General features: G+C 71.9%; 14 protein-coding genes and 2 pseudogenes. 7 read left to right on the top strand and 9 right to left on the bottom strand.

The annotated features are described in order from the left end of the window. The first annotated feature begins 72 nt into the window (after window positions 1-72). The gene (locus A6A06_RS19095; protein ID WP_073762508.1) at window positions 73-1,965 is read left to right on the top strand and encodes a non-ribosomal peptide synthetase; all 1,893 of its coding nucleotides are present in this window, start codon (window positions 73-75) and stop codon (window positions 1,963-1,965) included. Beyond that, window positions 1,962-4,436 (top strand): lantibiotic dehydratase, encoded by a 2,475-nt coding sequence (locus A6A06_RS19100; RefSeq protein WP_079194139.1) that lies wholly within the window; start codon window positions 1,962-1,964, stop codon window positions 4,434-4,436. Before A6A06_RS19095 ends, A6A06_RS19100 begins: the two co-directional genes overlap by 4 nt. Window positions 4,437-4,535: 99 nt before the next feature. On the opposite strand, the gene A6A06_RS19105 is transcribed toward A6A06_RS19100, so the two are convergent. Continuing rightward, on the bottom strand, window positions 4,536-6,785 hold the full coding sequence (locus A6A06_RS19105) for an ABC transporter ATP-binding protein (protein WP_242440824.1): 2,250 nt from the start codon (window positions 6,783-6,785) through the stop codon (window positions 4,536-4,538). A gap of 295 nt (window positions 6,786-7,080) precedes the next feature. Continuing rightward, entirely contained in the window at window positions 7,081-7,350 is a 270-nt protein-coding gene (locus A6A06_RS19110) for a DUF5132 domain-containing protein (RefSeq protein WP_073762511.1), read from the bottom strand. Between the two features lie 337 nt (window positions 7,351-7,687). Between A6A06_RS19110 and A6A06_RS41815 the strand changes: the two genes are divergently transcribed. Then, the gene (locus tag A6A06_RS41815; protein WP_199930994.1) at window positions 7,688-7,921 is read left to right on the top strand and encodes a hypothetical protein; all 234 of its coding nucleotides are present in this window, start codon (window positions 7,688-7,690) and stop codon (window positions 7,919-7,921) included. A gap of 157 nt (window positions 7,922-8,078) precedes the next feature. Beyond that, window positions 8,079-8,639 carry a cysteine hydrolase family protein gene (locus A6A06_RS19120; protein ID WP_073762513.1) on the top strand — a complete coding sequence of 187 codons (561 nt, stop codon included), beginning with the start codon at window positions 8,079-8,081 and terminating at the stop codon, window positions 8,637-8,639. A gap of 125 nt (window positions 8,640-8,764) precedes the next feature. On the opposite strand, the gene A6A06_RS19125 is transcribed toward A6A06_RS19120, so the two are convergent. Beyond that, window positions 8,765-9,391: a class I SAM-dependent methyltransferase gene (locus A6A06_RS19125; protein ID WP_073762514.1), complete on the bottom strand. Its 627-nt coding sequence runs from the start codon at window positions 9,389-9,391 to the stop codon at window positions 8,765-8,767. Window positions 9,392-9,478: 87 nt separating this feature from the next. On the opposite strand from A6A06_RS19125, the pseudogene A6A06_RS19130 reads away from it, so the two are divergent. Further along, window positions 9,479-10,060: pseudogene (locus A6A06_RS19130) on the top strand (helix-turn-helix domain-containing protein); the annotation flags it as partial. A 24-nt stretch (window positions 10,061-10,084) separates the two neighbouring features. On the opposite strand, the gene A6A06_RS42835 reads toward A6A06_RS19130, so the two are convergent. Beyond that, the gene (locus A6A06_RS42835) at window positions 10,085-10,459 is read right to left on the bottom strand and encodes a hypothetical protein (protein WP_073762515.1); all 375 of its coding nucleotides are present in this window, start codon (window positions 10,457-10,459) and stop codon (window positions 10,085-10,087) included. Window positions 10,460-10,560: 101 nt separating this feature from the next. Between A6A06_RS42835 and sigJ the strand changes: the two genes are divergently transcribed. Both sigJ and A6A06_RS19145 read left to right on the top strand, forming a co-directional pair. Beyond that, entirely contained in the window at window positions 10,561-11,466 is a 906-nt protein-coding gene (gene sigJ / locus A6A06_RS19140; RefSeq protein ID WP_073762516.1) for an RNA polymerase sigma factor SigJ, read from the top strand. A 200-nt stretch (window positions 11,467-11,666) separates the two neighbouring features. Next, entirely contained in the window at window positions 11,667-12,668 is a 1,002-nt protein-coding gene (locus A6A06_RS19145; RefSeq protein WP_242440825.1) for a phospholipase, read from the top strand. Window positions 12,669-12,764: 96 nt separating this feature from the next. Here the strand turns inward: A6A06_RS19145 and A6A06_RS19150 are convergent, their stop codons facing one another. The 5 genes and pseudogenes from A6A06_RS19150 to A6A06_RS19170 all read right to left on the bottom strand — a co-directional run bounded on the left by A6A06_RS19150 (window position 12,765) and on the right by A6A06_RS19170 (window position 18,553). After that, the gene (locus A6A06_RS19150) at window positions 12,765-13,583 is read right to left on the bottom strand and encodes a hypothetical protein (RefSeq protein ID WP_079194142.1); all 819 of its coding nucleotides are present in this window, start codon (window positions 13,581-13,583) and stop codon (window positions 12,765-12,767) included. A gap of 181 nt (window positions 13,584-13,764) precedes the next feature. After that, complete coding sequence (locus tag A6A06_RS19155) at window positions 13,765-14,013, bottom strand: WhiB family transcriptional regulator (protein ID WP_073762518.1); 249 nt, start codon at window positions 14,011-14,013, stop codon at window positions 13,765-13,767. A gap of 254 nt (window positions 14,014-14,267) precedes the next feature. Continuing rightward, a complete protein-coding gene (locus A6A06_RS19160; protein WP_242440826.1) occupies window positions 14,268-15,287 on the bottom strand; it encodes an SMP-30/gluconolactonase/LRE family protein in 1,020 nt (339 codons plus the stop codon). A gap of 70 nt (window positions 15,288-15,357) precedes the next feature. Next, window positions 15,358-16,784: pseudogene (locus tag A6A06_RS19165) on the bottom strand (amino acid permease). Between the two features lie 380 nt (window positions 16,785-17,164). After that, window positions 17,165-18,553 (bottom strand): DUF5685 family protein, encoded by a 1,389-nt coding sequence (locus A6A06_RS19170; RefSeq protein ID WP_199930995.1) that lies wholly within the window; start codon window positions 18,551-18,553, stop codon window positions 17,165-17,167. Between the last annotated feature and the right edge of the window lie 217 nt (window positions 18,554-18,770).

Genomic DNA, 18,770 nt, shown 5'->3' on the forward strand with positions numbered 1-18,770 from the left:
CTCGCCTCGGGCCCCCCTCTGCCGCCACCTCCGGCCCCCGGCAGCACCCCCTACCACTGGTACCGGAGCTGGGTGGAGGCAACGCCCCAGGCGCCCGCCGTGGACTTCGGCAGCGGCATCTGGACCTACCGTGAACTGGACGAGGCGGCCGAAGCGGTCGCCGCCTGGCTGGCGCCCACGGTCGCCCCCGGTGACATCGTGGCCGTCTGCCTGGAGAACTCCCCGGCACTGGTCGCCGTCGCGCTGGCCGCGGCCCGGCTCGGCGCCGTCTACCTCCCGCTCGGCCCGCGGCCCCCGGCCGGGCGGGTGGCCGCCCTCGTGGGCGAACTGCCCGTCGGCTGTCTGATCACCGGCGGGGGAGAGGCCGCCCCCGGCACGGCGTACGGGCCGGGCCGGGACCTGCGGCTGCCGCTCGCGCCGCACACCGCCCTGACCCTCCACCCGCCCCAGGACAGACCCGAACTCCCCTCGGCCACCCGGAGCATGTGCGAGGCGTCCTTCTACGCCGTCCTCACCTCCGGCTCGACCGGTACCCCGAAGGCCGTCGGCGTCCCGGCCACGTCCCTGGGCAACTTCCTGCGCGCCTACGGCGTGGCGTACGGCGCCGGAGCGGGGTGCCGGCACGCCCTGCTCATCCGGCCGGGCTTCGACGCACACCTGGGCGACATGTGGCCGGCCCTGGCCTTCGGCGCCACCCTGTGCGTGCCGAGCGCGCCGGAGGAGGTGGCGCGGTCGGTCGGCGCGCTCGTGGACTGGTTCCGCGAACAGGCCGTCACCCACACCATCGTGCCCACCCCGCTCGCCGAACTCCTCTTCGAGCTGCCGTGGCCGGACGGGCTCGCGCTGCGGCACCTGTTCGCGGGCGGCGACAAGCTGCGCTCCCGCCCGCGGCACCCCACCGCCACGGTTCACAACGCGTACGGCCCCGCCGAGGCCACGGTCCTCTGCCTCACCCACCGGCTCGACGAACGGCCGGGACCGGCGGCCGCGGAGGGCTCCGCCGACGGCCGGGACGAGGGCGCGCCGCCCATCGGGCGCCCCGTGAGCGGCGTACGGATCGGCGTCATCGGCGAGGACGGGCAGCTGCTGGCGCGCGACAGCATCGGCGAACTGGTCATCGCCGGAGCGCAGGTGAGCCTGGGCTACCTGGCCCGGCCGGCCGAGACGGCCCGCCGGTTCACCGCCCCGCCGCCCGGCTTCGGTGACGGGTACACGCGCGTCTACCGGACCGGCGATCAGGTGCGGATGCGGCGGGACGGGGTGCTGGAGTACGTCGGACGGCTGGACCAGCAGGTCAAGATCAGCGGGGTGCGGATCGAGACGGCGGAGGTCGAGGCGGCGCTGGAACGGGCCGGCGCGGGCGCCGTACGGCAGGCCGTCGTCGTCCCCGTCGGCGGCGGACACACGGAGACCCGGCTCGCCGCCTTCCTCCGGGGCGCACGCGACGGCGAGCGGATCGACGTGACCGAGGTGCTGCGCGGCAGCCGGGAGTGGCTTCCCGAGCAGGCGCTGCCCGCGCACGTCACCGTCGTCGAGACGTACCCCTGTACGGCCAACGGCAAGGTGGACCGCCGGGCGCTGGCAGCCACCTTCCGGTCTCCCGGCCCGCCGCCCCGGCCGGACGGCACGGACCGCACGCCGGTGGCCACCGCCCCGACCGACGTCACGGCTCTGGTGCTGCGTACCTGCGAGCACCTCCTGGGAACCGGCGACCTGAAGCCGGGCGACAACTTCCTGGCCGCCGGAGGCACCTCCCTGACCGCGATGAGACTCATCCACGCCGTCGAGTCGCACTGCGGTGTGCGGGTGCGGGTCTCGCGGCTGCTGCGCCAGCCCGACCTGTCCGCGCTGTGCCGGCACGTCGAGGAGCTGATGCGCGACGGCCGGGCCCCACAGGCCACGGATGACGTCACCGAGCGCACCGGCCCCTTGAGCGGCCCCCGTACCTCCGGAGCAATGACATGACCACGGCGAGCGCATCCCACGAATCACCGCACGAATCACCGCACGAACCATCCCACGGAACACCGCACGCCTCACCGCACGCCACACCCCACGGCGCCCCCCACCTCGTCCCGTTGGGCACGTCCGGCTGGCAGCTGTGGCAGGACGTCCTGCTGCGCGGCGCGGGCTTCCCCGCCCGGCTCGTCCGCGACTTCACCGACCCCCGCCTGGCCGTCGCCGCCGACGCCCTGCACGACGGGACCGTATCCGCCCAGGAGTTCCAGGCCGCGTTCGACGCAGCGGTGGAGCGGCTGCGTACGGCGGTCCGCCACATCGCCGCCGACGCCCGCTTCCGGGAGGCGGTGACCTGGCAGAACCGGGCGCTGGTGGCCACCTGCCTGGACAAGGCGGCAACCGGAGAGCGACGCAACAACCGCGGACGGAACCACGAGAAAGCCATCGTCGGCCATCTGCAACGCTACGCGCTGAAGAACGACACCATCGGCTTCTTCGGGCCCACCGGCTGGGCTGCCTGGACCGACGGCCAGGACATGCCGCTGCGCCTGGAGCCCGGACCGCGACTGCTCGCCCGCCGGACGGTGTACTTCGAAAGCTGGACGATCGACGCGGTCGCCCGTGCCCTGGCGGCCGACCCGGCGATACAGCCGTGGCTGGTGCCGCGCCGCGACCCGGCCGTCGTGCTCGACGGTGACCTCGTCCGCCGTCCGCACGGGCCGCCGCTTCCCGTGACGGTGGCGGAGGCCATGCTGCTCAAGGCATGTGACGCGGGGCGGCCGGTGCGGGAGCTGACCGGTGAACTGTCCGGACCCGGGCGCCCGTTCCCGTGCGCGGCGGACCTGGCCGAGGCGTTGGCCCGCTTCGAGGAGCACGGCCTGGCCGCCGTCGACCTGGAAGGACCCATCGAGGCGTGGCCGGAGCGGACCCTGCGGCACAGGCTGGCGGCCGTCGGCGACCCGGAACCGCGGGAACGGGCGCTGGCGGTGCTGGACCGGCTGCTGGACGCCCGGCGGGAAGTCGGCGAGGCGGGCGGTGACCCGGACGCGCTGGCGTCGGCCATGGACCGGCTGAACAACGTTTTCGAGGACATCACGGGCGAGGGCGCGGTACGCCTCCACGGGCAGACCTACGCCAGCCGCACCCTGGTCTACGAGGACACCGTCCGGGACGTGCGGGTGGAGCTCGGCGCGCGGCTGCGCACCGACCTGGCGGGCGCCCTCGGGCTGGTGCTGGACGCCGCCCGGTGGCTCATCGGCCGTATTGCCAGGGAATACGAGGCGCTGTTCCGCGACATCCACCGGCAGTGGTCGGCCGGCCGGACCGGCCGGGGAGCCATGCCGCTGGCCGAGCTGCTGGAGATCGCCGCACCCCACCTCGTCTTCTCGTTGCGGACCGCGCCCGTTCCCGTACGGGCGGCGGTCGAGGAGTTCCAGGAGCGGTGGGCGCGGGTACTGAACGCCCCGGAGGCGCAGGAACGGCACGAGGAAGCGCAGCCACCGGACGGAACGGCCCCGGCCGCCCGGCGGGTCTTCTCCTCGGACCGGATCGCCGCGCTCGTACGCCGGGAGTTCCCGGCCACGCCGCCCCCCTGGTCCGCGGCGGTCCACCACGCGCCCGACCTGATGATCGCCGCCGCCTCGGCCGAGGCGGTCGGCGCGGGCGACTACCAGGTGGTGCTCGGCGAACTGCACGTCTCCTTCAACACGCTGGAGAACCGCGCCGCGGTGGAGCAGCACCCGGACCCCGACACCCTGAGGGAGGCGGACGCCGCGGACCACGCCGGACGGCGCGTCTACATGGTCCCTCCCCGGGACAACTGGTGGCTGTCGATCGGGCCCCGGCTGACACCGCCGTCGGCCCTGATGGCGCGGGACACCGTCTACTGGACGACGCGCCACCCCTGCGTGGAGCCGCCGGGCCCGGTGCTGGCGCTGGCGGACCTGTCCGTCCACGCCGACGAGGAGGGCCGGCTCGTGGTCCGCGACGGCGCCGGCACGTTCCGGTCGCCGCTGCTGGAGGTGCTGTCCGAGCCGCTCTCCGGGGTCAGCGTCAACAGCTTCGCCCCCTTCCCGCCGGACCGGCACCGGCCGCGCGTCACCGTCGACCGTCTCGTCATGGCTCGGGAGTCCTGGACCTTCCCGGTCGCCGACCTGCCCTGGACCGCGCTGCGGGACGAGCCGGAGCGCTACCTCGGCGCGCGGGCCTGGCGCGGCGCGCAGTCACTCCCGGAGCGGCTGTTCTACACCTCGCCGGCGGAAGACAAGCCGATGTGTGTCGACTTCACGAGTCTGGCCCTGGTCAACCTGTTCGCCACGGCGGTACGGCGGGCGGCCGAACAGGACGCCGAAGCGGTGATCAAGCTGACGGAGACGCTGCCCGACGACGACCAGACCTGGCTGACCGACGCGGCCGGTGAACGCTACACGGCGGAACTGCGCGTCATCGCGGTCGACCCGCTGCGTACGCAGCGATGAGGAGCCGGGGAGAGGGGGCCATGGCCAAAAGCCGCTGACACGAAGCCGGTCCCCGGCGCGCGGGCACTCGCTCCGCGCGCCGGGGACCGGCGTCCTCCTTCAGCGTCCCGCCTCCCGCGCGAGGGACAACGGCGGTACGGGCCGCTCCTCACCTGCCTGGAGCTGCCACAGGCCCGCGTAGATCCCGCCGCGCCGCACCAGCTCGACGTGCGTCCCCTGTTCCGCGACGATGCCGCCCGGCGCGAGGACGTAGATGTGATGGGCGTTGCGGATGGTGGACAGCCGGTGGGCGATGACCACCAGGGTCCGGTCCTCGGCGAAGGTGTTGAGGGCCTGCTGGATGGCGGCCTCGGTCTCGTTGTCGACCGCGGAGGTGGCTTCGTCCAGCAGGACGATCGGCGGGTTCTTGAGGATCGTCCGGGCGAGGGCGATGCGCTGCTTCTGGCCACCGGAGAGGGCGGCGCCGCGCTCCCCGACGACGGTGTCGTACCCGGCGGGCAGCGTCTCGATGAAGGTGTCCGCCCCGGCCGTACGCGCCGCCGCCGCGAGTCGTGCGTGGTCGGCGTCGAACGTGCCGTAGCGGATGTTGTCGGCGATCGTCCCGTCGAACATGTACGGTTCCTGGGCGACGTACCCGATCGCCCCGCGCAGGTCGTGCAGGGCCAGGTCGGCGACATCGACGCCGTCCAGCAACACCTGCCCCGCGTCCGGCTCGCGGAAGCGCATGAGCAGCTTGGCGACGGTGGTCTTGCCCGCGCCGGTGGCGCCGACGATTCCGGTGACCTGCCCCGGTGCGATGGACATCGACAGGTCGCACAGCGTCGCCGGGCGGCCCGGGTACGCGAAGCTCACCTTCTTCAGCGCCATGGCGCCGCCGACCCGGTGGCCGCGCGGTCGCGGGACGTTACCGTCCCGCTCGACGGGCAGGGCGCGCAGGCGCTGCACCCGGTCGAAGGCGGAGAGGGTCCGCTGGTACTGCTCGGTGACGGGGCCGAGCCGGTTGAGCCGCCACAGCGCCGAAACGGGCAGGTCGAGCAGCGGGCCGAACGCCTCCGCCGCCAGTTCGCCCTTCATGACGGCCCGGCCGCCCGCGAACAGCGTCCCCGGCACAGCGGCCACCGCACACAGCCGTACGAGCTGGGCCTGCCGCACCGAACTGCGGTCGGTACGGCGGTTGGTGTCGCGGTGTTCCGCGCTCATCGCGGTGATCCGGGCCTCCTCGTGGTCCTCGGCGCACGACGCCTTCACGGTCGTACCGGCCTGGAGGTTGTCGACCAGCCGCGCGTGCAGCCGGGCCCGGTTCTCGCCGGAGGCCGTCTGGTCCGCGACGGCCCGCTCGTGGTAGCGCAGGGACAGCCAGGCGACGAGCGGTACGGGCGCGAAGGCGACCCAGGCGATCTGCGGGGCGAGCACGAGGAACGCCGGCACCATCACGGCGAAGCACGTGGCCAGTTGGATCGTCTCGTGCAGGGTGTGCCCGACGAAGGTGCCGATCTGGGTGATGTCCTCGGTTAGTACCTGGGAGGTACGGCTGGTCCGCCCGCTCTCCAGGTCCGTCGGCGCAATGCGCTGCACATGCGCGTACGTGGTGGTGCGCCAGTCGTGTTCGACCGTCTGCCCCAGGCGCCGCCAGGAGACGTGCGCGCCGTACGACAGACCGGCCACCGCCACACACGCCAGGGCGGCGGCGCCGGCCAGGAAGAGCACCTGGCTCCCGGTGGCCGTCAGCCCCAGGGCCGCCAGGACGGAGTTCTCTCCTTGGCCCAGGGTCATGACGCCGAAGGAGACCAGCATGAACAGGGACGTCTCGGCGACCTGACCGAGCACCGAGAGCAGCGCGGCCACGCCGAACTTCCGCCGGTGCGGGGCGATGATGCGGGCCAGTGGGTGGTGTCTCCCGGTCGCATGGGCGGGCGGCTCGTCGTCGGGCCGTCGCCACCCCCGTCTGATGACGATCGCCGTCGCGACGGCGACGACACCGAGACTGACCAGGGGGCGCAGCAGCAGCTTGGCGCAGAACGTCCCGCACCCCAGGGCCAGTCCGGCCGCGGCGACTCCGAGAAGCCGCCGTCGCGTCGGGGCTACGGAGGGGCGCGACACCTTCGCCTCGGTGAGCTCGGCCGTCGCCGGGCCGGGGGAGGAGGCGGGTTGTGCGGCGGCTTTCCCGGGCACACCGGCCAGGGCGCGGCGCAGCAGCCGTTCCGCCTGCCGGGGGCCGAGTGCCCGGTCGTGCAGCACCAGCACCCGGCCGGTGACCGGATTGGCCCGCACCTCGTGGACACCCGGGACGGCCCGGAGCGTCGTCTCCACGAGCCGGGCGAGGGCGGGGCGGCGCAGGATGGGGGCCACGTCCCAGCGTTGACGTCCGGGAACGATGGACCGTGGTCGCAGTGGCAGCACCGCTGGGGCACGGTCTCGTGAGGGCGCACCGATGCGTGACGCGTCCGAGAGATCCGAGAGAAAGGGCATGTTCAGAGAACCACCGGTGGGGAGGGCCGACTGTCCGTACGCACCCGGCTCATCCCGTACAGCCCCTGTACGGGGGCCCGGTGAGCGCGCGGCGGTACGGACGGCGGACGGAATGAGGAAGCCTTGCCCAGCGCATGTGCCCGTACGTACGTCAGCCCGTACGTCAGCCCGTACGTCAATGGGCCTTTGCCGTCGTGGAGCGCTGCTTCGGGGCGGTTTTCCGGTCGTCCTTTTCCGTCGTGTCGGCGGCTTCCTCGATGAACGCCTCGGCACTCACTTCGGCGGCGAGGTCGTGCAGTTCCTCGCTCGCCTCGTGGACGGCCTTCTTCGCGTCCATGGCGAGTTTCATCGACGTTTTGATCACGCCCCGCGCGAGTGGTTTGACCACTCGCTTCGCGACGGGAATCACCAGCAGTCCAGCGAGAAAGGGAGGAAATACGGCCATGGCGGTTCGGTCCTCTCATCCGGAGCGCATCTGCAAGACCGAGAGGTCCGTCTCCAGCCCTCGCTCCCCCGTGGACTGCACCGAGGACGACTCGGGTATCACTCAGCGTGTATATGCTGAAGCGTTACGTGATCAGCCTAGGTGGTAGCCCGTATCGCGGACCAGGCCAAACAGGTGTTTTCACCCGTTCGAGGAGGCGCGGCGCTCCGCCTTGAGGTGATGCGCCCACCTCCGTACGCCATGCCGGCACCCAACCCGCCCCGAACCCGCCCCGAACCCGCCCCGAACCCGCCCCGAAAACAAGGAGAACGAGCACATGGCCGAAGGAGTCGACCGTATGTCCGCGGAATCCCAGGACGAGGGAGCCGAGGAGGCCGGGGAGTCCGGGGAGGTCGAGGAGGCCGAGGACGGTACCTTGGTCTACACCGCCCAACTCCGTTGCAAGGACGGCCGTTACGTGCTGACGGTGATGGACGGCGTCCGCGGAATCCGGCACGTCGCCCCCGTATCGAAGAAGGCCGTCGACAAACTCCCCGTCTATCTCGACATGCTCAAGGGAACCCGAAGCTGAGCGGCCCACCGGCAGCCCGCCCGGCCCGTGGCTGCGCGGATGCCGTCCGGCTCGGCCTGCGCGACGGGCCCACCATCACCGCGACAGAGGCCGCGTAGGATCCGAACATCAGAACCGGCCCGTTCCGACGCCGAACTGACTCGTTCCTGGAGACGACATGAACAGCGCCCTTCTCGTGATGGACGTCCAGCGGGCCATCGTGGACATCGCCGACGACGGCTCCGGATATCTGCCGCGCCTGCGCAGGGCGATCGACGGGGCACGGGCGGCGGACATCCCGGTGATCTACGTGGTCATCGCCCTGCGTTCCGGTTTCCCCGAAGTCGGCACGCGCAACAGGCCGCTCGCCGCCATCGCACGCGACGGCCTCTTCGTCGAGGGCGCCCCCGGCACCGAGATCCACCCCGACATCGCGCCCCGGCCGGGCGACGTGGTGGTCACCAAGAGGCGGGCGAGCGCGTTCTCGGGCAGTGATCTCGACGTGGTGCTGAGGGCACGCGGCATCGACAGCCTCGTGCTCACCGGTATCGCCACCAGCGCTGTGGTGCTGTCCACCCTGTGCCAGGCGAACGACCTGGACTTCGGCCTCAGCGTCCTCTCCGACGCCTGCCTGGACACCGACCCGGAACTGCACCGGGTCCTCGTCGAGCGACTGTTCCCGCAGTGGGCGGACGTCGTCACCGTCGACGACTGGCTCAAGGTGAACGCACCAGCTTAGAGGCGCACTTCAGGGGCGGTCAGCGGCCGGTCGAGCCGTAGATCACCTCCCGCAGGACGTCCGCGTGGCCCGTAGCCTGCGTGCTGGCCCGTCTCCTCGATGCCGGTGCGGTGCCGGCCGCCCGGTCAGGTGGTGCGGCGGACGAGGAGGACGTGGTCGGTGACCTCGGCGGTGCGCCCCTCCGGACCGGTCGCGATCCGGCGGGGTGCGTCGGCCCGCTCGACCGTCCATGCCGCCGGGTCCAGGCCGATTCCCTCGGCGACCTCCAGGGGGCTCGGGTACCGGGTCCCGGGATCCTGGTTCCACGACCAGGGCGCGGTCGAGCCGTGGTCGACGACCAGCAGCCGCCCGCCCGGACGCAGCGCGTGCGCGGCCGAGCGCAGGACGGTTGCCCGGTCCAGGTCGAAGGGGGTGTGCAGATAGTGGGCGCAGACCAGGTCGAAGGCGCCGGACGGGAAGGACTCGTGCAAGTCGTGCCGTACGGCGCCGAGGCGGTCGCCCAGCCCGTGTGAGCGGGCGAGGACGGTGAGCCGCTCGACCGCGACGGCCGAGATGTCGGTGGCGGTGACGTGCCACCCCTGCCCGGCGAGCCACAGCGCGTCACCACCGCCGCCGCATCCGAGGTCCAGCGCGTCACCGGGCGGCAGGCCCGTCACCGTCTCGGTGAGGCGGACGTTCGGCCGCGGGCTGTCGGCTGCCGGGCGGGCCGCGTAGACGCCGTCCCAGAACGCGACCGCATCGGTGGTACTCATCAAGGCTCCTCGTGTCGGTGTGCGGTCAGTCTGGCCAGGCGCACCACGATCCGGCACGGAATCTTGCGGTTACGGCAAGATGGCCCCATGGAACGCACGACGGATGACGAGGTGCTCGACGCCGTGGGGCCACGGCTTCGCGCGCTGCGCCGTGACCGCGGCATCACCCTCGCGGCGCTGGCGGCGACGACCGGGGTATCGGAGAGCACCCTGTCCCGGCTGGAGAGCGGACAGCGCCGGGCGACCCTCGAACTGCTGCTGCCGCTGGCCCGCATGTACGACGTTCCGCTGGACGATCTCGTCGGCGCCCCGCGTACCGGCGACCCCCGGATCCACCTCAAGCCGGTCACGCGGTTCGGCATGACCTTCGTGCCCCTGTCCCGGCGGCCGGGCGGGGTGCACGCGTTCAAGATGATCATCCCTGCCCGGCCGGAACCGCTCGAACCGGCCCCGCAGACCCACGAAGGCTTCGAATGGCTGTACGTGCTCAGCGGCCGCCTGCGGCTCGTGCTCGGCGAGCGCGACCTGACGTTGCCGCCCGGTGAGGCAGCCGAGTTCGACACGTCTTTGCCCCACTGGCTGGGCAGCGCCGACGGCGGCGTGGTCGAACTCCTCATCCTCTTCGGCCTGCAAGGGGTGCGTGCGCACGTACGCGCCGAAGCTCACCGGCTCCGGCACGCCCCGTACCGGACCTCAGCGCCGGACCAGCGCCAGCACACTCAGGCCGAACATCAGGACGCCCAGGGGGAGATGGACCGACGGGACGTGCGCGATACCGAGCACGACCTGGACCGAGGCGAGTCCGAGAAACCCTGACGCGTGCCGCACCGGCCGGGCCGAGCCGCCGCCCGGCTTCCACGCCAGCACCGCCGCGAGGACGTACAGCATCGACGCTCCGTACATCACACGCGCTCCGGCACTGTGCAGCGTCTCGCCGAAGGAGGAGGCCAGCAGGAGGCCGGCGGAAACCGCCTGAAGGAAAATGGTCAAAGTCTGAAGGGCAATGGCGAGCTGCAAGAACAGGGAACCGCGCGGTGTGTTCGCCGCCTTCGTCACCTGGGTGGCCATGTCACAGTCCTCTTCTCCGCCCTCGGGCAGCAGGTCGATAAGGTCTCACCAGCCCGACGACGCGGGTCGGCGAAAGGTAAGGCGAGGGGGCGGCCGGAAGTATGGGATCTGTCGGGACCGACGCCGGTGAGGCAGCCGACGAGCGGCGCCAACTGATCAATATCGCGTACCGGTTGCTCGGTTCGGTGACCGAGGCCGAGGACGCCGTACAGGACGCCTACGCGCGCTGGTACGGGCTGCCGCCGAGCCGGCAGGAGGAGATCCTGTCCCCGGCGGCCTGGCTGACGACGGTGACCAGCCGCATCTGCCTGGATTCGCTCGGCTCGGCGCGGGCCCGCCGGGAGCGCTATGTCGGCGCGTGGCTGCCCGAGCCGCTGCCCGGCCGCGACGCGCGGGACCACGCGGGCGGCGCCGGACCTCTCGGCCGTGCGGACCCCGCCGACCAGATCGTGCTGGACGAGTCGGTGGCCATGGCCTTCCTCGTCGTCCTGGAGTCGATGACGCCCGCCGAGCGGGTCGCGTTCGTCCTGCACGACGTCTTCCGGTATCCGTTCGCCGAGATCGCCGGCGTACTCGGACGGACCCCTGCGGCCTGCAAGCAGCTGGCGGCCTCCGCCCGGCGGCGGGTGGGCGGCGCGCGCGCTCCGGTGGCGGCGACCGGTCAGGCCGACGTGGTGAGGCAGGTCAAAGAGGCCTGGGAGGCCAAGGACATCGCAGCCCTCGTCGGTCTCCTCGACCCGGCCGCCGTGATGACCGCCGACGGGGGCGGCATGGTCGGCACCGTCCTGCGTCCGGTCGAGGGCGGCGCGCGTATCGCCCGGTACATGGCCGCCATCGCCGACAAGGCGCCGGGGCTCGAACTCCTGGAGCGGTCGGTCAACGGGGCGCCGGGCCTGGTGGCCCGGCGGGCCGGCGTCGTCATGACCGTGGCCTCGTTCGACGTCTGCGACGGGCGCGTCAACCGGATCTGGGTGGTCCGCAATCCGGAGAAGCTGCGGCCGTGGTGAAGTCGCTGGCCGGTCCCCCCGCAGGTGGCTTGATTCCGTCCGCAGAATGGCCATTTGGTGATCAAAGCAGGCCGAGAACATGTCATGCGTGCTGCGCCGGGCGCGGTACTTTCGCGATGTTCGCGATGGATGGATGGCTTGTTGCCGTTACGGGCAAGGCGGGACAGCACCGCGCGGCTCCAGGACACCGACATGAAGGAGTGCCTTTCTTGACCACTCACCTTCGGCATGACGCCGGCCCGCGGAGGGCACTGGCGCTGCTGGCGGCGCTGTGCGGGATCATCGGTGTCACCGTGCTCGGTACGGCCCCGACCGCAGCAGCAGCCGACCAACGCCACGCGATCTACGCCATCGCACACCGGGTCGACACCCTGGACGGCGTGGACGCCGCGCTCAACCACGGCGCCAACGCCATCGAGATCGATGTCTGTGCCTGGTGGAATCCGAACGAATGGCGCGCGTGGCACGACTGTTCCTCGGCCGGTGACAACCGGCGTGGCCCCAGCCTCGACAGCATGCTCGACCGCATTCTCTCCAACGCCAACGCAGGGCGCCGATTGTCGCTGGTCTGGCTGGACATCAAGGACCCGAACTACTGCGGAGCGGCAGAGAACCGTACGTGCAGCGTCGCCGGACTGCGGGACAAGGCCCAGAGGCTGACGGCAGCCGGAATCCAGGTGCTCTACGGCTTCTTCGAGTACCACGGCGGCAATACGCCGGATGTCGGCGGCCGGGGCTGGAAGAGCCTGGAGGGCAAGCTCGGCCCACTGGAGGGCATCACCACGACCGGGAGCCGCGACAAGGTCCGGAACGCCTTCAACCAGTCCGGTTCCGGATTCCCGAACGGCCGCCGGGTGATGGACTACGGCGACAACAACATCACCAACGGGTTCGGCAACTGCACGGAAGCCACCTGGAACACGTGCGCGGAACTGAAGAAGGGCGCCGCGGACCGCGCCGCCGGACAGCTCGCGGCCACCCTGTCCTGGACGACCACCTACAACGACCCGTGGTACGTCGACAAGCTGCTGGGCGACGCGCGTGTGGACGGCATCATCGCGGGCTACGCCAACTTCACCGGTGAGCACGAGTACGACGGCGGCTGGCAGTGCGCCAACGCCATCAATCTCATCCGTGACTGGGTGAACCGGCACAGCGGCACCCACCGCATGGCCACCAGCGGTGACCGCCTGTTCAAGTAGCGGAAAGCCGGTGGGCGCCCTGAGCGGGCGCCCACCGAACCGCTGCTTTGCCTTTTCGGCTCAGCGGCTTTTGCCGTCGGCTCGCGTGCGGGATGCTCACGCCACCCCGGCGTACGTCACCGTCCGCCCCGGCTTCAACACACAGGCGACCCGATGGGTCAACTCCTCGCCCCTGCGCTCCAATGCCAGGCGCTCGGCGTCATTTCTCTCTTCGTCGCGCTCGGCCACATAGCGATTCATCGCGGCGTCGAAGTCGAGGGCCCAGGTATACAGGTCGTCCACCAGGTCGCCGGGCAGGTCGAGAGCAGCCACAGGGGCATCCGGCAGGAAATCACCGAACCCTTCCGCGCGGAAAGGCGCCCAGTGGTACTCCGCCATGATGGTCATGTGCAGGGGATGCGGCGGAGTGCCATGCGACTCCAGGGTCCAGTGCAGGCGTGAACACCCCCAGCACACGAACTTCGCCGAACCGTGCCGGGCGTCCCAGTAGCGCACAACCCACTCCGGCCCCAGGTGCCGCGCCACCGACTGGGCAAGTCCGAGGCCGGTCTTGACGTGTTTGCGCAGTGCGGCTTTGGCGTCGGGGCCTTCCGGCGGAGGAGCGGCGTTCCAGGAGACGAGGCCGTGTGCCAATCCTTCAGGGAGGCCCAGAGCAGGATCGCCCACCGACAAGCCGATCGTGAAGTCGTCCGGGGCAACCGAGTGGAATCCCGCGGTCGAGGTGAACAGGGGGCAGCCATCTCCTCTCGCCTGCACCAGGAGATGACGAGGTGCCTTGTGCTCGCCCATGCCGGATTCGCCCCCATGATGAAACCTCTGCCTGAAACCACTGCCTGAAACCGCTGCCTGAAACCGCTGCCTGAAACCGCTGTCGCCGACCGAGACGGCGACGTGGTGGACCCTGCCGTTGAACACGGTCTCATGGAGCGACCGCCCGCCGCCCGCACCTATTTGTATGCCGACGACCTTCCCTCCGCCCAGCGCTTTCGCGGACAGCTTCGGAAGACCTTCCGAAGCCACCCCCGTTCGATGAATCCACCCGCGTGCCGGAAAACGATGTGGATGCTTTACGGATTCAAGGCCCGCCGACGCCGCTTCAAGCCGCCCAGCGTTTCCGCTTGCGGCGGGTGTTCAGTTTGCGGCGTTCCTCCTCGTCGGTGCCGCCCCAGATGCCGTAGTTCTGGCCGGTCTGCAGTGCCCATTCGAGGCATTCGCCGGCCACCGGGCAGCGGCGGCACACCGACTTGGCGTCCGCCTGCTGCTGTGCGGCGGGGCCCGTGACTCCTACGGGGAAGAAGAGTTCCGGGTCCTCGTCCAGGCACGCCGCTTGCTCCCACCACTCCATGTCTGCCTTCCCTCGCCGGGATCGCCGGGCGATCGTTGTCCGTACTCATCGGGACGTGTCGGTAGTCATCAGTTTTCACAGGTCCCACGAGTCGCGTACCGGGCAGCGCCGGTGGCCCTGCCCGTGCGAGGAGACGGCATGTCAGCCGGCCCGGCGCCTGGGGCGGCGGGCTCGCGGGGCCGACTGCTGTGGCCCCCTGTTGTCTGAGACCGCACGTGGGAACCTGGATGTCCGGGTGCCCGTGCGGGCGGAATTCAACCGCGTGATGCGGAGGGCAGTTTGCAGACGGCCAGCGCGCGTTCGTGGATGCTGCCCAGTATCAGGCGGCCGTCGTGCTCGCAGACGCTGGTCACCATGCGGAAGTCCGGGCTGCGGCGCCGCAGGTCGTGCACGATTCGGCCCGAGGCGTCGATGCCCAGGACGCCCGCGAGGGGGCCGGGGCGCGTCCGGACGCGCCGGGCCAGGGTCCATGCGGCGTGGCGCACCGTCGGCTTCGTACGGTGCAGGCGGTCCAGGCGCGGGGAGCGCGGTCCGGCCAGTGCCACCCAGAACAGGCCGCCGGACCCGCGCGACATGTTGTCGGGGTAGCCCGGAAGATCGTCGGCGAGCACGTCGTGCTGTCCGGTACGCGGTCCCGTCAGCCACAGTCTGGTCAGGCGGCGGGAACCGGTCTCCGCCACCGTGACGAACGACTCGTCCGGCGCCAGGGCGACGCCGTTGGCGAACTGGAGCCCGTCCAGTACGACTTCGGGCGTACTGTCGCCGCCGGGGCGCAGCCGCACCAGCTGTCCCGTGCCGGAGTGCTCCAGGATGTCGCCGAGCCAGTCCTCCAGGGGATAGCGGCGGCTGGAGACGCTGAAGTAGACCGTGCCGTCGGCTGCTGCCACGGCGTTGCTGCAGAAGCGCAGCGGGGCGCCGTCGACCGTGTCGGCGAGGGTGCGCACCGTACCGTCGGACGGTTCGACGCGCAGCAGGCCCCGGCGCGCGTCGCACACCAGGACACCGCCGTCGGCCAGCGGCTCCAGGCCCAGCGGCCGCCCGCCGGTACGGGCGACGACCTCGGCGCGGGGGATGCCGCCGGTCCAGCTGCCCGGCTCGTCCTCCGGCCCCTTCGGGGAGAGGTCCAGCCGCAGCACCCGCCCGTCCTCCACCCCGGTGAGCACCCGCCCGGCGGAGTCCACCACCACGTCCTCCGGCCCCCTCCCGTCGAGCGGTACCGGCCGCAGCGGCGGCAGGGGCATCGTCATCCGGCTGGTCCCGTGTGTGTGGGTCATGCCCCCTGACTACCCGGGGCCGGGGACTCCTACCAGGGGCGCGGCGGTCCTGGCCGGTCCTCGTCGGCGGTCACCGGCCGACCTCGTCCCCGATGCGCCGCGCGGGGGAGTCCCGGTCGGGCTCCGGGAGGCGGTAGGAGCGGCGGCCCGACACCGCCCACCAGACGGTGGCCAGGGTCAGGACGAGGACCAGGGCCACGGGCGCGTAGTTGAAGGTGGCGAGGGAGACGGGGTGGGTCTGGGGGAGGCAGAACAGTACGGTGACGAAGGCCACCCAGAGTACGGCGACGCGGGCGACCGGGACGCCCCGGCGGCCGAGGTTCCACGGGCCGGGCCGGAAGGTACGGCGGTGGCGCAGCCGCAGGTAGATGGGGATCGCGTAGGCCGGGGTGATGCCGATGACGTTGATGGAGGTCACGGCTGTGTACGCCGCGGGGGAGTAGAGGGAGGGGAGGGCGAGGACGCCGGCCACGGCCACGGAGAGCAGGACGGCGCGGGTCGGGGTGCCCGTGCGCGGGGAGACGTGCCGCCACCGGGCGGAGCCGGGCAGCGCGCCGTCGCGGGAGAACGCGAACACCATGCGTGAGGTGGCCGCCACCTCCGCGTTGCCGCAGAACAGCTGCGCGACGATCACCACCAGCAGCAGCGCCTTCGCCCCGCTGACGCCGAGCGCGTCGAGGAAGATCTGCGCGGGCGGCACCCCGGTCGGGGTGTTCTGCACGCCGGCGTAGTCCTGGATGGCGAAGGTGAGTCCGGCCAGCAGGAAGAAGCCGGCGACCCAGGACCAGCGGATGGCCCGTACGATCCCGCGGGCCGCGTTGACCTGCGCTCCGGTGGTCTCCTCGCTGAGGTGCGCCGACGCGTCGTAGCCGCTGAAGGTGTACTGGGCGAGCAGCAGGCCGATCAGTGCCACGTACAGCGTGCTGTCCCAGCCGGTGCCGTCGACGAAGGTGGTGAAGACGAAGGAGACGGACCGGTGGTGGGCGGGCACCAGCCACAGCACTCCGACGATCAGGGCGACCCCGGCCAGGTGCCACCACACGGACACGGAGCTGAGGATGCCGACCAGGCGTACGCCGAAGAGGTTCAGCGTCGCGTGCAGGGCGAGGACGCAGACGTAGATGACCATGAGGGAGCCGGGGGTGGGCTCGAAGCCCCATTGCAGGCCGGCGAACGCGCCCGCGAAGAGGGCGCACCCGTAGTCGATACCGGCAATCGCGCCCAGCAGGCCGAGGAGGTTCAGCCAGCCGGTGTACCAGCCCCAGCGTCTGCCGCCGAGCCGGTCGGCCATGAAGTACAGGGCGCCGGAGGCGGGTAGGCGCTGGTGACCTCGGCCAGTCCGGCGCCGACGAACATGACCATGATGCCGACGATGATCCAGCCCCACATCATCACCGCGGGCCCGCCCGTGACCAGCCCGAATCCGTACAGCGTCAGGCAGCCGGACAGGACGGAGATCACGGAGAAGGAGATGGCGAAGTTCGCGAAGGGGCCCATCCGCCGTTTCAGTACCGGGGCGTAGCCCAGCTTGCGCAGGAAGTCCTGGTCGGCCGGGGAGCCGGCCGGGGTCCGGCCGGCGCGGTCGGATCGCCTTGCGCGCGTCACGGATGCAGCCTCCAGCTACGGGGTGGGTGAGCCGTCAGCGCAAGGAAAGGACTGGAGTGGGGGGGTGTCGAGCACAACTCGGCCAGATGCCGGGTGGTTTGAGGTCGGAAAGGGCGAGGTGGGAGTGGCCGGGGGAGCGGTGAGGGAGCGGTGGCGGTCCCGAAGGCCGCGGCGCGCGGGCATCGTCCGCGGGTCGCGGGGCTGCCCGTACGGCGTGGGGCTGCCCGTACGGCGCGAGGATGCGCCCGTACGGCGCGGCCCTCGGGAGGGGGTCAGCAGTCGCAGCAGCACCCGTCGCAGCAGCAGGAGTCCGGGCAGCAGTCGCAACAGTCACAGTCGCGGCAGCAGCCCTCGCGCTTCTTGCGCGACCACGGACCCTCGTACTCCTTGGCGCAGCAGAGCCGGCACGTGCAGCAGAGCCCGATGGCGACCGCGCAGCCGGCCAGGAAGCCGCGGGGTTTCTTCGGCGGCTGGGGGGAGAGGCCGGGCATCATCCCGCCGTTCCCGGGCCCGCCGCCCGAGCCGCCCCAGTCCCCGGAGCCGCCCGATCCGCCGGAGCCCCCAGATCCCCCAGATCCCCCATGGCCCCCGGGCCCGCCCGCACCGCCGTGGCCGCCGGGCGGTACGGGCCCGCCCGCGTAGGGGTTCTGCTGACCGTTCAGGTGCTGCGGGCCGTTGCCGTACGGACCGCTCGCCGGGGCCTGGCCGTACTGAGGGGCCGGGGGGTACGGCTGCGGCTGTCCGTACGGGTCACCGGCCTGGCCGCCGTACGGCCCGGCCGTCCCGTGTCCCAGGTGTGTACACGTACCCGTACCGAAGGCACGGTCGACCGACCGCCGCAGCTCGTGCACGAGCAGGGCGTGCACCAGCGCGGAGTCGGTGAACTCCACGTCGCGCAGCGCGAGGCGGATGCCGTGCAGCGCGTCGTCGCACAGCCGGCGGGCCTGCGCCAGGGTGGCTCCGGTGGCGGTCAGCGGGTTCCAGGCGCCCTCGGCGGCGTCCGCTGCACGGTCCTCCACGGCGTCGAGGAGGTGGGCCAGCCGCCCGAAGAGCCGGCCGGCCTCGGCCAGCGGCGCCGCGTTGCCGGGGCGGCCGGCGAGGACCGCGGTGTGCGCGAAGGCGGCGCCGGTCGCCGTCTCGGTGGGCTCGGTGATGGCGGTCAGCGGCGTGCCGGTGACCGCCAGTTCCTCGATGCCCACCTGCCGGTCGACCGCGTCGACGAGTACGGACGTGTCGAAGCCGAGCGCGGCGCCGGTACGCGCCCCGGCCCGGTCCCAGCCCGCGGCCACCTTGCGCGCGGCGGCTGCCACGGGGCGGCGGCGCAGCAGCCCGTTCCGGTCGGCGACATGGTCGCGTATCTTCGCCGAGGCGAGCACCAGTGAGACCGAAGCGGCCAGCCGCGCGCCGTCGCCGTTCGCCACCGAAGCGGTCCGCATGCCGCGCAGCGGGCAGGGCCCGGCGGTACGGCGCCCCTGTGCCGCCCGACCGGACTGGGCATCCGTCAGGACGGACACGATCAAGCCATCGTAATTGGTCACCACCCGGGCGAACTGCCCGTGGTCACCGCGCAGAGCGAGGCACAGCCCGCACAGATGGGCCATCCACTCCGCCTTGAGCCCCTGGGACAGGCGGTGGGTGCAGGGCCTGACGATTCCGAACACGTGAAGAGAACCCCCGTTGGACATCGATGGACAGCAGTCGTGGCTGGAAATCGTATGACCCGAAGTGGCGGAGGAGGTACCGGAGGTCCGGGCGACGGGGGTGGCCGCGGGGGCCGCGGGGTTCCACCGGATCGGGCGCCGGGTGTGCCGGGGCGGGCAGGACGGGGCATAGCACGAGGCACGACGACTCAAGACGGAGGAGAAGCCATGAGGGACA

It is taken from the genome of Streptomyces sp. CB02923 (assembly GCF_001905005.1).
Lineage (GTDB): Bacteria > Actinomycetota > Actinomycetes > Streptomycetales > Streptomycetaceae > Streptomyces.